Source organism: Hydrotalea sp. (assembly GCF_049968455.1).
Taxonomy (GTDB): domain Bacteria; phylum Bacteroidota; class Bacteroidia; order Chitinophagales; family Chitinophagaceae; genus Hydrotalea.
Window position 1 is genome coordinate 1 of record NZ_JBMFQT010000025.1, and the last position, 13,810, is coordinate 13,810.

The window sequence follows — 13,810 nt, forward strand, 5'->3', positions numbered from 1 at the left end:
GTAATTGGGGTTGCAAAAGTAATAACCTACTCCTTCCTAACCAAACTTTTTTTGAACTATTTTTTCAAAAAAAATAAGGAAAAAATAAGTGAAAGAACTTCTGCTTTTTTAAAACGGAGTGCAAAGATAAGCCGGTAAAAAACAACCTCAAAATCTTTTTTAAAAATCTAGGAAAATTTATTAAAAATATGGGCTGAAGACTTTCTAAGAACTACCGTTTTGCAATAACGGGCGGCAAAGATACAGGGCTTTTTTAAAGTACCAAACATTTTCAAAAAAATGTTGCCATAAAAATTACAATGCTTCAAAAATAAAGGGCACTAAGGGCATTGGGTAATGCACGGCCTCTAAAAACAACCCGTGAGCGGGACTATTAAAATTGGCGCTGGCTATTTGTGTAGAATCAAATAAAGCACGAAAATCTTCAAGCGAAATGGCACCCCTGCCAACTTGAAGCATAGTTGATACTAGCGCTCTAACCATACCACGTAAAAACCGATTAGCAGTAATACAATAAACAAGTGTGTCATTATCATTTATTTCCCAAAATGAATTTTGAATAGTACAATGGTAATTATTAACCTGACTGTTTTTTTTAGAAAAAGCAATAAAATTAGATTGCTCCAAAACAATGGCCGCCGCTTCATGTAACAAATCATATTGCAATGTGAAAGGATAAAACCAACTTGTATCTTTTAAAAAAGGGTTTTTCCTGCTATGCATATAATAACGATAGGTTCGAGCAGTTGCACTAAATCGGGAATGCATATCATCAGCCACTAAATAAAGATTTGTAACTACTATATCGGAAGGTAAAATGGCATTTAAATTATAAAGTTGCTTATTGTAAAGGGGGATATTACTATCGAAATGAAAAAAATTCTGCCGGGCATGAACACCGGCATCAGTTCGCGAAGAACCTGTTAACTGAAATGTGCGTTTCCATAATACTGACATTGCCCTTTCTAGCTGCAACTGCACGGTTGGGGCATTTTCCTGAATTTGAAAACCACTATAATGGGTTCCCTTGTAAGCTACTTCTATAAAATAACGAGGCATTGGCCATTAATTGCTGTTGTCTAACTTTTTAAATTGATCAATTACATTGGGATCAATAAATTCATTGACCAAGGAACCAAAATTAGCTGCATCTAACAAGTGTGGCCTTGCAGCAATAAAAAATTGAAGGCGATTTTGTTGTGATAAAAATAACACACCTAAATTTTTAATCTGATCAACACTATAGCAATTTTTTTCAAATGCTTTTTTAGCCGCATCTATCATCGCTGCATCTGTATAGGAAGAGGCCATTGCTATTCGCGTAGCATTAAAATCTTCTTTAGTGGCAGGTTGACAAGTTTGAGCATTATTTTTTTGAATGGTATTATCAATATTGGGCTTACTAGTAGTATTTTGATTATCATTATTAGTTGCATTCAAATTACTGGAACTGTCAATTTTATTGGTAGCCACCGTTGTAACTACTTCTTTTGGCATTTGTGGAGTTGCCGGAACTTCTGCTGGTTTTACTTCAGCTTTAGGAGCCTGTTTTAATGGTATGAATACAGCAATTGTGTCGGATTTGCTAACACCCTGCACCACATAAATTTGATCCAGCCCTTCCGCACCCATCCTTTCAAAAGTTTTAGCCACATTACCATTATTGGTTGCACGTGTTACCTGTTTAGGCATTACTTGTTTTTTGATAGAAACATCATTCGTATTTGAAACAGTACTTGAATTAGTTGAATTGGCTTCAGCAGTATTCGCTTTTAATGGTTTTACTGTTGTGGCTGTATTAGATGCTGCTTTGTTTGAAGCCGATTTATTATTGGTGGAAGAATCCGCAATATTGTTGTTTTGTATTTGTGTAGTTTGAGCAACTGTTGAACTTTCTGAATTGGAAGGCATAGTAGCCGCAATAACCAGTTCATTCGATAAACCGGTTAATTGCCAATTGCCATTTTCGCCTTTTGATAAATTATAGCCCGCATCCTGATCCGTAACGGGTATATTAAAATTTAGTATTAATGAAGGATTTTGCTGCCATTGTAATTGAATTTGATGATTGCCGGGCATTAATCGAGGAATAATCATATAACCACCTACGGTTGAAGCATAGTTTTGTTCATTTAACTGCACCGTGTAAGGTTGGCGGTTGGCCGATTGTAAATAAACAAAATGATAATTCTGAGCAAACCCATTTTCATTTATAAAAAAACATGCAACAAAAAAGGGAAGAAGGGCTAAAGATATTTTCTTGAAAATCATTACTCATTAAAATTTACACAAAGCTAACTGAAAAATGCGAGCCATTATATACCCATACCAAAGCAATATTTTTTGTGTTTTTGGCTTTCTTTAACCAAAACTAACCCTTGCCTTATTATCTTTATTCCCTATTTATTTTCGCTAACTAACTTTTCACAATTTTATTCATTAATCATTAGCAAAAAACATGAAAAAATTATTATTTGCATTTTTTGTTTTTATCTATGCTTCAGCATTTTCTCAAAAAGCAGATGATTGGCAAAAAATATATCGCGGGTTTGCAACAAAAATCAATGACCTTGTACATACCAAATTAGAAGCAAGTTTCGACTATGCACATAGTTATTTAAATGGTAAAGAATGGATTACATTGAAACCTCATTTTTATCCAACAGACTCATTAACCTTAGATGCAAAGGGGATGCAAATTGATAAAATTGCAATGGATAAAAATGGGAAAATGTTACCACTTACCTATCAATATGATAGTTTGCAATTGAAAATTAAATTAGATAAAACCTACACGCAAAATGAAAAATATACCATTTACATTCAATACACAGCTAGGCCAAATGATTTTAAAGGTGAAGGAAGTGCAGCCATTACTGATGCTAAGGGATTATACTTTATTAACCCATTAGGCAAAGACCCCAATAAACCCACACAAATATGGACACAGGGTGAAACAGAATCGAACTCTGTTTGGATTCCTACTATTGATAAACCCGACCAAAAATGCACGGATGAATTTATTTTAACAGTTCCGGAGAAATATGTAACACTATCAAATGGTAAATTGATTAAACAGCAAAAGAATAACAACAATACACGAACAGATACTTGGTTAATGGATTTACCCCATAGCCCCTATTTATTTTTTATTGGAGTTGGTGACTACACCATTGTGAAAGATAGTTATAAAGGAAAAGAAGTATCATATTATGTAGAAAAGCCTTATGAAAGCGTTGCCAGAAAAATATTTGGACATACTCCTGAAATGATTCAGTTTTATTCAAACATATTAGGAATTGATTTTCCTTGGCAAAAATATGCGCAAATTGTAGGCCGCGACTATGTGAGCGGTGCTATGGAAAACACAACTGCAGTATTACATCAGGAAAGTGCACAACAAGATGCCCGCCAATTAACCGATGAAAATATTTGGGAAGAAACCATTGCGCATGAACTATTTCACCATTGGTTTGGCGACTATGTTACCTGCGAAAGCTGGAGTAATTTAACTGTGAATGAAAGTTTTGCGAATTACAGTGAAGTACTTTGGGATACTTACAAATATGGTAAGGAAGCGGGTGATTATCAGAACTGGAAAGACATGAACGATTATTTTTTAAGTAATAGCGATAACAAAGACTTGGTTCGCTTTTATTATGAAAACCGTGAAGACATGTTTGATGCTGTAAGTTATAATAAGGGCGGAAGAATTCTGCACATGCTTCGAAATTATGTAGGGGATAGTGCATTTTTTAAATCATTGAATTTGTATTTAAATAGTAATAAATTTGGTAATGGCAGTGCAGTGAAACTACGCCTTGCATTTGAAGCTGTTACTGGTAAAGATTTAAATTGGTATTTTAATCAATGGTATTTTGGAAGTGGTCATCCCATTTTAGACATAAACTATGTGTACGATGATAAAGCCCATTTAGAAAAAGTAATTGTTCAACAGAAACAAGTAACAGGCAAAATTTTTAAACTACCCTTTGCTATTGATATTTATACAGGAGAAAACAGACAACGGTACCAAGTTTGTGCAGAAAATGCCATTGATACATTTTACTTTAAAGTAAATGAAAAGCCAAATTTAGTAAATGTTGATGCCGATAAAATTTTATTGGCACAAAAAACGGATCACAAAACCGTTTCTGAGTTTTTTTATCAATACAACCACGCTCAAAATTATTTAGATAAAAGAGAAGCTGTTGTTTATGGAGGTAATCATTTAGATGATATTTTGGGTTATACTATAGTTGAAAATGCATTATATGATCCTTTTTTCAGATTGCGTATTCAGGCATTAAATATTTTTAATAATACCAGCCAAACTTTGCACCAGCCTACCATTGATAAAATTGAGAAATTAGCTAAGTCTGACCCCAAAAAATTAGTAAAAGCCAGTGCCACAGATGTATTGGGTAAATTAAAAAATAAAGATTACAAAAGTTTCTTTGTTAACGAGCTACAAGACTCCTCTTATTCTGTAGCCGGTGCAGCTTTAAATGCTTTGAGCAAAATTGATAGTGTTGAAGCCTTTAAACAAGCACTAACCCTCAGTAAAGCAACTGCCAAAGGACGTTTATTATCTTCTATTGTAAATATGTTTATGCGTTATGGCGATGCTGATAATTTTGATTATGTAGCTTATAACTTTAATGCTTTACCTGTTGGGCAAGAAAAGTTTGAATTGTTACCCGACTTCACCGTTTATTTAGCTAAAATTAATGATAGCACTCAATTTAAGCGCGGCGTTGATTACATTATTCAATTTAAGAATGATATTCCTCAAGCTTATCATGAACAAACCGATCCATTTATTAAATTGTTTTTGAATGAACTAAAATCGAAAAAACAAACTATGGGTCAAGTAAACTTAGCCAACTATATTTCAGAACAATTAAAATAAAAGCATCATTTACATAAAAAATGCCGTGACTCATTAGTCACGGCATTTTTTTTCATGCAAATATGGTATTAATCAGTTACTGTAGTGGTAATAGTACCTTTAGATGTAACGGGGGCAGATTGGCCCATCATTTCCATTGTTCCCCCTAAATCAACATTACTGGTTTCATTCATTAATAAACGACTGGCTTTATTATAAGTTCGTGTAGCTAATGCAGTTCCTTTTAAATTTTGAACAATATCCATACCGTTTCTGTTCATTGTTTCTTTTAAAACCAAATTGGCTTTTACTTCCAGTATAATAGTGTTATCGGTAATTTGCTTAATAGTGTATTCAGAAACTGTTTTGGAATCAGCTTCGCTTGTGGTAGAATCTGTCCATTGAAAACCTTCTTTTAAATTATTGGATGGCAATAAAAATAAATATTTTGCTTGATCATCAGCTCCCCCCATTTTAATGATAGCATCTACTTTTTGTGATTGCGAAAATAATTTACCATCTTTTACTTCAATTAAATTAGGAACATTTAATGCTTTGAATAAATCGGCCATTTCTGGATTATTACGCAAAGCAGAATCATCTGAGTCAAAGTTCTGATCTTGTCCCATCACTTTTACTTCGCCTTTAACCCTTGTAATCGTAGATGAGTAAGTATAACCATTTGCACTAATGCTTTTAATTGTATCGAGAGTAGTAGTTTCTCCATTTGTAACCGTTTCAATATCCTGTCCAGCAAAATTTATGTTGGTAGAAACTTTAATGTCGGTAACTGTTTTAAAAGTTTTTCCGGGTTGTGCTAAGTTGGTTTGAGCATTCGAAGCCAATAAACTACCAAAAGCAAGCAGGGATAAAAATAAATGTTTCATATTATGTTTTTAGATTTTTTTGTGTATCAAAAATATTGTTTTAGTAAAATGAAAAAAAATTTACTGTATCATTATTGTTTAACATAAATTACCAACTACCACCGGCACCACCGCCTCCACTGCTGCCTCCACCAAAACCGCCAAAGCCACCGCCTCCACCTCCGGAACCACCCCAACTGCTACCACCCCTATTATTCAACATCCCAGATAAAATGATGGGAGCAATTAAGCCTCCACCACCGCCTCCACCACGGCCCATATTCCGTAAAATAAAAAAAACAATCAATAACAAAATAATAAATATTAGTGCACCACTTCCGGTTGGTACGTCTTTTTTTCTTGCTACTTTATATTCACCTACAGCTGCTTTTGCTAAATCATTGGTGGCTTTATCTAATCCTTCATAATAATTTTGCTGCCGAAACGCAGGCACAATATCATTTCTATAAATTTCCGAAGTAGTAATATCAGGAATTGCACCTTCTAATCCATACCCAATCTCAATCCAAACTTTTCGGTCATCAATAGCTGCTAAAATTAAAATACCATTGTTCGTTTTTTTATTTCCAATGCCCCAGGCTCTAAATAATCGATTGGCATAGTCTGCAACATCTTCCCCATTTAAAGTTTTAACCAATACAATGGCAATTTGGTTGGAGGTTGAGTCATCTAATGCAACTAATTTTTCTTCTAATGCTTCATTTTGTTGGGGTGTTAATACATTGGCATAATCATTCACCAATCTTGGAGGATTAGGTTTAGGCAAAACATCTTGCGCCAAACAAAAAAAAGTTGGCAACAGAAGCAAAATAAGGAGAATAAATTTTTTCATTTTAATAAGCTTCAAACTTTAGCCAAAAAGCAGTAACGCTTAATCACCAAAAACAATATCATCGGGTAATTCATTGCCATCAGTTGCAGTGTTGTAGGGAAAATGAGTAGCCAAAGCATTACCAATTTTATCAATAATTATTGCAATACCCTCAGCAAAATGGCGGGCATTGAAATGATGTAACATTTCTTGAACAGCTTTTTCCCAAAATTCCTGGCCAACTTTTTCATGAATACTTACGTCGCCATAAATGGCCAATTTTCTGCTTTGAATAGCTATGTAAACCAAAACCCCATTCCGTTGCTGCGTTAATTGCATGTTTAATTCAGCAAAAACTTGTTTAGCTCTTTCAACAGGGTTTTGATTATTACAAGCATTTTCAACATAAACACGTATTTCACCACTGGTAATTTTTTCAGCTTTTTGTATGGCTAATACAATTAATTCTTTTTCCTGTTCAGAAAAAAAATCCTTGGTCTTTTTTGGTGAAAAAATTCCCATTAATAAAAATTATTTAATGTTGAAATTAATGTCGGGGGCTTTTTCAGTTCCCGGGTCGGCCTGATAATATTGTTTTTCACTAAAGTGAAAAATGGCAGCAAAAATATTATTGGGGAACGTACGTACTTTTAAATTATAACTATTAACTGCGGCATTGTAATCGCGTCGAGCAACATTAATGCGATTTTCTGTTCCTTCAATTTGTGCCTGAAAGTCTTGAAATGCCTGAGTAGTTTTTAAGTTTGGATATGCTTCAGCCACAGCCATTAACCTGCTAAATGCTCCTTGTAATTGCCCTTGTGCCTGCTGAAACTTTTGCAAACTTTGTGGATCATTGATATCTACATTTACACTAGTTGCTTTAGAACGGGCATCGATTACTTCTTTTAAAGTTGACTTTTCGAAGTTGGCAGAACCTTCAATGGTTTTAATGACACTATTATATAAGTCAGTACGGCGTTGATAATTGGTTTCCACATTACTCCACGCTTGCTTAACAGCCTGTTCACCTTGAACCAAACCATTGTATTTGTTACATCCACAGCCACCTAATAATAAAATAATGGCGGCAATAATAATAAGTGTAAGGGTTTTTGAATTCATACTTGCGGGGTTTTAAACATGTAAAAATTAAAAGTATTAAAAATTTGTTGCTATTTTTTTGTAAGATAAATGTTTGCGATGAACTTATGGATTTATTTTTCAAAATATATACCTAAAATTTTTTCAGTCTAAATGGCATAAAAAAACCATCCTTTCGGATGGTTGAAAACTAATTAATTGATTTATTAACTATTAATGGCCGCTATTCCAGGCAAAACCTTGCCTTCAAAATATTCCAACATGGCACCACCACCTGTACTAACATAGCTTACTTTATTAGCAAAACCAAACTGATTTACGGCTGCAACACTATCACCTCCACCTACTAAGCTAAAAGCACCTTTTTGTGTAGCTTCTGCAACAGCAACGGCTATGGCTTTGGTTCCATGCTGAAATTTGGGCATTTCAAAAACACCCATTGGACCATTCCATAGTATGGTTTTAGCAGAATGAATAATGTGTGTAAACTGCTCACATGCCTCTGGGCCTATATCTAATCCCATCCATCCATCGGGAATATTGTTAGATGGACTTGTTGAAGTTTCTGCATCAGCAGCAAACTTATTTGCAATAATACTATCACCGGGCAAATGAATACATACGCCTTGCTTTTCAGCAGCCAACAATAATTCTTTAGCAGTAGTAATTCTATCATCTTCACATAATGAATTTCCGATAGAACCACCTTTTGCTTTCATAAAAGTATATGCCATTCCACCACCAATAATAATGTCGGTAGCTCTTTTCAATAAATTCTCAATAATTAAAATTTTATCGGAAACTTTAGCACCGCCAATAATTGCAACAAAAGGTTTTTCGGATTGATGCATTATTTTTTCTGCACTTGATACTTCAGCTTCCATTAATAAACCAAACATTTTTTTATTGGCGGGAAAAAACTGTGCAATAACGGCTGTAGAAGCATGCGCTCTATGTGCAGTGCCAAAAGCATCATTCACATAAACTGAACCTAAATGGGCTAATTTTTCAGCAAATGATTGATCACCTAATTCTTCTTGCTTATAAAATCGAAGATTTTCCAACAGTAATACTTCACCTGGTTTTAATGCTGCGGCTTTGTTGTATGCTTCAGTACCAATGCAATCATCAGCAAATTGTACGGGTATACCTCCAAGCAATTCAGACAAATGTTGCACCAAGTGTTTTAATGAATATTTTTCAGATGGACCATCCTTAGGTCTACCTAAATGGCTCATTAAAATAGCACTACCTCCATCGCCTAAAATTTTTTTGATGGTTGGAATAGTAGCCCTCATACGATTATCATCTGTAATTTGATAAGCCGCATTTAAAGGCACATTAAAATCAACTCTTATCAAGGCTTTTTGGCCATTGAAATTGAAATTAGAAAATTTGCTCATTTTTTTCTATTTATTTAGAAAGACCTTATGTTAAGAATAGAAATGATACCAATAAAAAAGCCGGCATAACCGGCTTTTTACTATTTTTTTATTAATCCCGCAAAATAACGAACGGTACGTACCAATTGTGATACATAACTCATTTCATTATCGTACCAGCTTACAACTTTTACTAATTGTTTATCGCCAGCAGAAATTACTTTAGTCTGAGTAGCATCAAACAATGAACCAAAGTGCATACCAACAATATCGCTACTTACAATCTCATCTTCATTATACCCAAAGCTTTCATTGCTGGCAGCTTTCATAACAGCATTAATTTCTTCAACACTTGTTTTTTTAGCCAATAAAGCTGTTAATTCAGTAGATGAACCGGTAATTACAGGTACACGCTGGGCACCTCCATCTAATTTTCCTTTTAATTCGGGTAATACCAACCCTATTGCTTTGGCAGCACCAGTGCTGTTGGGTACTATATTAGTAGCAGCAGCACGGGCTCTTCTTAAATCGCCTTTTGCATGGGGTGCATCTAAAGTATTTTGGTCGTTGGTATAAGCATGAATTGTTGTCATACTTCCAACTTCAATTGTAAAAGCATCGTTTAAAGCTTTTGCCATTGGAGCCAAGCAGTTAGTAGTACAAGAAGCACATGAAATGATAGTTTCAGAACCATCTAAAATTTCATGGTTTACGTTGAAAACAACGGTTTTTAAATCACCTGTTGCAGGAGCAGAAATAACAACACGTTTAGCACCAGCTGATAAATGAGCTTCAGCTTTAGCTTTATCAGTAAAGAATCCGGTTGATTCAATCACAACATCAACCTGATGGTTACCCCAAGGAATTTGTGATGGATCGCGTTGTGCATATATTTTCACTTCATGTCCATTCACTAAAATTGAATTTTCTGTTGCAGTTACAGTAGCATTAAATCTACCTTGTGCACTATCGTATTTTAACAGATGAGCCAATACTTTGGGACTGGTTAAATCGTTTATAGCTACTACATCAATGCCTTCCATATTAAAAATTTGGCGATATACTAACCTACCAATTCGTCCAAAGCCATTAATGGCAACTTTAACTGTACTCATTTTTAGAAGTATTTAAATGATAAAAAGATAAATCGTTGGCAAAATTAAAGCTTTGTTGCCAACTATTTGTTTTGTATTTTGCTAAATATGGCTATTTAATAAGAATTGATGCAAATCAAAAAAACTGAATATACCCATCAAAAAAATAAATTTGCTGAAAAATTTTGAGAGAATGCAGCCTACCCCTATTTTTGCACTCCCAAAAACAAATGGAGCGTTGGTCAAGGGGTTAAGACGCATCCCTTTCACGGATGAATCACGGGTTCGATTCCCGTACGCTCTACAAAAACCGCAATTCATGCGGTTTTTTTGTTTTTATACATTTGTGTAAGACTAAATTTCTAATTTGATTGGACATTACTAAATAAATTATTAATAATTTTAATTTAACATTATAATTAGGAAATGAGGCCATCCTATTTAAACTACCTAGATGTGTTTCTATATTAAGGTTAATGGCATTTACTAACGTTAACCGGCATTTGACACAAATGTTAATTTAATGAAACAGCCATTTAATTTTCCCAATTTATTAATGCCAATTCCCTTTTTTCACTTGCTCATTCCTATCATGCATTACCTAAAAAGCATTTTGCACGCTAATACTTCTCAGGAAAGACGAATGCCTCAAATAGTTTTAACACCAATAAGAAATTACTAAAAAATAGTATTAATATAAAATGAACAAACCATTACTGCGTTTGATAGAAATATTTTTGAAATAAATATAACAATTAAATAAAATTATTATAGAAAAAAGTAATAGAATCAATATTATCAGAGACGGATATTTAAATTAATGGTAAGCATAAATGGGACACACAAATAAATGACCAAAAATTTTATAAACTAGTAATTACTAAGTGGCCATAGGATTGTTTGAAGCTTATATAAATGACCTAAGGGATTGTGAAGCACTAGATGAGTTTTTTTAAAAGTTGCTAACTTCGAAAATTGAACCGAAAATTAAAAAAAATAAAAGTTTTATCGTAAATATTTGCCAGTAGATTCATTAATAAACAAACCAAAGAAAGAGCTAAAAAAGTAGCCTATTTACATTATGATATTGGGAATGATTTGTTTTAAAATATGTTAGACAAAAGATTAATTTACTTATGCGCTTATTGGGAGAATGCACAAAATATTGATGAAGCACAAGTAGCAAAATTAAATTTAATATGCAGAAAATGACAACTGGAACCTGGCATGCGATTGTTAGATATTGGTTGCGAATGGGGAGGATTGGCCAAATATGCAGCAGAGAATTATGGATTATCAGTTGTTGGTGTTACCTTATCAAAAGAACAAGTAATAATTGCCAAAGAGGTAAATGAAAGTTTGCTTGTTGAAATACTATTAACAGATTACAGAAATGCGCACAAGCTATTTGATAGAATTGTTTCTGTTGGTATGTTTGAACATGTTGGCCATTTTAATTATTATTATTTCATTAAACAATCCCATAAAAATTTAACTGATGATGGAATATTTTTATTGCACACCATTGGAAGTAGTGAAAGTGTAAGTAGTAGTGAACCTTGAATTAATAAATACATTTTCCCTAATGGCATGTTGCCTTCTAATCCTCAAATATCAAAAGCCATTGATGGTTATTTTGTAATGGAAGACAGGCAAAACTTTGGTTTATATTATGATAAAACCTACATGGCTTGGCTGAATAACTTTAAAAACAATTGGCCACAACTACAACAGTTTAATGCAAGAAAGCCATTTAAAGAAACTACTTTATTGTTATAATGTGTGAAAATAACTGTAGTAGTCCAAGTAAAATTTTTCTTAATAATATTTCTGCTGGTAATACTAAATTCAAAACCTGTGTTTTGAATTTCAACCTCATTTACCCAAGGCGGTTGCACCACAGCGGCATTGGAATATTCAGCTGTACCCCCACCTAAGAATGCAGGCAAAGGTTGTTGGAACAAAAAATTTTTGAAGTTTTTTGTATACATCAAATGTTGCATCTACTCTATTATGCAAAATGCTAAAATCAATACCACCATTGCTTTGTATAGCTGTCTCCCAAGTTAAATTAGGATTACTGAAGTTGGCAAGACTAAATCCGGTTCCTAGGCCGGTTACTACCGGGTTAATAGCAGAGCCATAATGATTTTGGCCATTTGTATTAGAATTACCTGTAGAACCGCACCCCAAAAGAATTTTTATGTTTTTAAACAAATTACTGGCTCTACGCATAAATGATTCAACAGATAAACGCCAGGAAGCTGCAACACCGGGGAAATAGCCTATTTGATGCCCTGGTGCAAAATTTGATGACTGATTGCGATGATTAGTTGCCGTCATGAATGTACTAGTAAAGAAATTGCTGAAAAACAATCCAATTTCATCCAGATTTGTTTGATGAAAAATTTTTAGGTCGTAACCAGTTGAACTTTATTAAGAATATACTGGACCATTCTTCCAGAGGCATTTTATTTTCAGCAGAAACTACAGCATTCTCAAAACCCAGATTACTAGAATTATCCGAAAAAAAAGCTTCGATTCTTTTTTGGAATTACTCGCCATTTTTCATGAACTTTCTACTTCCAAAATATTCAAATATTATCTAATAAATCTTTTGCCAATACAAATCATTTTTCTTTTAACAGCAGAAGAATAGAAAAAGTAATGGAAGAAATGCTTCAAAATTTTGAACAACCCATTACCCTTACCGAAGTAGCTAAAATTGCAGCCATGACTGAAGTTTCTTTCAGCTTTTTTTTAAACCAGAACCGGACAAACATTTGTTGATACATTAAATGAAATTAAAATTGCTCAAGCGGCCAGATTATTGATTGAAACCACCCATAGCATTAATGAGATTGCCGATAAATGTGGTTATAACAACATGAGTAATTTTAATTGTGCCTTTAAAAAAAGAAAACAATGTACGCCTAAAGAATTCAGGGAAACCTATACCGACTTTGGCACAAAATGTTTATTTAAAAAATGTACTGCGTCACTTAACCGCCAATACATTTAATTGCACTAATACTGTATTCGCCAAAACCCAACTTGAAGAACCTACACCAAAATCTAATCGATTAACTGTAAACTGTCCTTGCAAACGATATCCGATTGACGTAGGTTCAACTTTAAATGGGAAATTGATTGTTTTAGAAATACCTTTTATCACTAATTTACCAGTAACCCAACACATACCATCAGCTGTGTTATTGTATATATTAGTTGATGTAAACTGTAGTTTGGGAAACTTTTTTACATCAAAATAATCACTTGAGCGCAAATGATGATCTCTTGCAGTTATTCCGGTATTCACAGTAGCCGCTTCAACCGTTACATTAAAATAATCTTTAGTGCAGTCTTGCGCGTTAACAATCATTTCCCCCTGTAACCCCTTTAATGTTCCAACGGTATTAATGCCAAAATTTTTAATGGTAAAATGAATGTTAGAAGCTTCATCATCCGGGTGAAGTATTTGAGCATTCACTTGTATGAAAACCATGAAGCAACTAATCAACAAAATGATACCTTTCATAAACTAATCTTTTCCTTACAAACTAATTAACAAAGCAATACTAAAATGGTTGCCCATGTGTTGCTGTAATAATATGCCGAGCTAAATAAGGAATGCGACGCAT

The 13,810-nt window shown here is 33.8% G+C and carries 11 protein-coding genes, 1 tRNA gene and 2 pseudogenes; 4 read left to right on the plus strand and 10 right to left on the minus strand.

The genetic code is table 11. From position 1 onward, the window contains the following. Window positions 1–294: 294 nt before the first annotated feature. Together truA and ACP5P5_RS12935 are read right to left on the minus strand one after the other, a co-directional pair. Entirely contained in the window at window positions 295–1,059 is a 765-nt protein-coding gene (gene truA / locus ACP5P5_RS12930) for a tRNA pseudouridine(38-40) synthase TruA (protein ID WP_428286532.1), read from the minus strand. A gap of 6 nt (window positions 1,060–1,065) precedes the next feature. Then, window positions 1,066–2,271, minus strand: coding sequence for a DUF4476 domain-containing protein (locus tag ACP5P5_RS12935; protein ID WP_428286533.1), 1,206 nt, complete (start codon window positions 2,269–2,271; stop codon window positions 1,066–1,068). A gap of 187 nt (window positions 2,272–2,458) precedes the next feature. On the opposite strand from ACP5P5_RS12935, the gene ACP5P5_RS12940 reads away from it, so the two are divergent. Beyond that, window positions 2,459–4,912, plus strand: a complete 2,454-nt coding sequence (locus ACP5P5_RS12940; protein ID WP_428286534.1) for a M1 family aminopeptidase — start codon at window positions 2,459–2,461, stop codon at window positions 4,910–4,912. Window positions 4,913–4,980: 68 nt separating this feature from the next. Here ACP5P5_RS12940 and ACP5P5_RS12945 read toward each other — a convergent pair whose 3' ends face one another. The 6 genes from ACP5P5_RS12945 to gap all read right to left on the minus strand — a co-directional run bounded on the left by ACP5P5_RS12945 (window position 4,981) and on the right by gap (window position 10,190). Further along, entirely contained in the window at window positions 4,981–5,778 is a 798-nt protein-coding gene (locus tag ACP5P5_RS12945) for a DUF6263 family protein (protein ID WP_428286535.1), read from the minus strand. An 88-nt stretch (window positions 5,779–5,866) separates the two neighbouring features. Continuing rightward, entirely contained in the window at window positions 5,867–6,559 is a 693-nt protein-coding gene (locus ACP5P5_RS12950) for a TPM domain-containing protein (protein ID WP_428286536.1), read from the minus strand. Between the two features lie 90 nt (window positions 6,560–6,649). Beyond that, window positions 6,650–7,111: a TPM domain-containing protein gene (locus ACP5P5_RS12955; RefSeq protein WP_428286537.1), complete on the minus strand. Its 462-nt coding sequence runs from the start codon at window positions 7,109–7,111 to the stop codon at window positions 6,650–6,652. Between the two features lie 9 nt (window positions 7,112–7,120). Further along, the gene (locus tag ACP5P5_RS12960; RefSeq protein WP_428286538.1) at window positions 7,121–7,714 is read right to left on the minus strand and encodes a LemA family protein; all 594 of its coding nucleotides are present in this window, start codon (window positions 7,712–7,714) and stop codon (window positions 7,121–7,123) included. A gap of 185 nt (window positions 7,715–7,899) precedes the next feature. After that, a complete protein-coding gene (locus tag ACP5P5_RS12965; protein ID WP_428286539.1) occupies window positions 7,900–9,096 on the minus strand; it encodes a phosphoglycerate kinase in 1,197 nt (398 codons plus the stop codon). 80 nt (window positions 9,097–9,176) lie between these two features. After that, window positions 9,177–10,190 carry a type I glyceraldehyde-3-phosphate dehydrogenase gene (gap, locus tag ACP5P5_RS12970; RefSeq protein ID WP_428286540.1) on the minus strand — a complete coding sequence of 338 codons (1,014 nt, stop codon included), beginning with the start codon at window positions 10,188–10,190 and terminating at the stop codon, window positions 9,177–9,179. A 211-nt stretch (window positions 10,191–10,401) separates the two neighbouring features. On the opposite strand from gap, the gene ACP5P5_RS12975 reads away from it, so the two are divergent. Both ACP5P5_RS12975 and ACP5P5_RS12980 read left to right on the plus strand, forming a co-directional pair. After that, window positions 10,402–10,473, plus strand: a tRNA-Glu gene (locus ACP5P5_RS12975). Between the two features lie 806 nt (window positions 10,474–11,279). Beyond that, a pseudogene (locus tag ACP5P5_RS12980) lies at window positions 11,280–11,948 on the plus strand (class I SAM-dependent methyltransferase). 138 nt (window positions 11,949–12,086) lie between these two features. Here the strand turns inward: ACP5P5_RS12980 and ACP5P5_RS12985 are convergent. Further along, window positions 12,087–12,512 carry a hypothetical protein gene (locus tag ACP5P5_RS12985; protein ID WP_428286541.1) on the minus strand — a complete coding sequence of 142 codons (426 nt, stop codon included), beginning with the start codon at window positions 12,510–12,512 and terminating at the stop codon, window positions 12,087–12,089. 436 nt (window positions 12,513–12,948) lie between these two features. Between ACP5P5_RS12985 and ACP5P5_RS12990 the strand changes: the two are divergent. Continuing rightward, window positions 12,949–13,191: pseudogene (locus ACP5P5_RS12990) on the plus strand (helix-turn-helix domain-containing protein); the annotation flags it as partial. Here ACP5P5_RS12990 and ACP5P5_RS12995 read toward each other — a convergent pair. After that, window positions 13,168–13,707 (minus strand): YceI family protein, encoded by a 540-nt coding sequence (locus tag ACP5P5_RS12995; protein ID WP_428286542.1) that lies wholly within the window; start codon window positions 13,705–13,707, stop codon window positions 13,168–13,170. The pseudogene ACP5P5_RS12990 and the gene ACP5P5_RS12995 overlap by 24 nt on opposite strands. Window positions 13,708–13,810 lie beyond the last annotated feature (103 nt).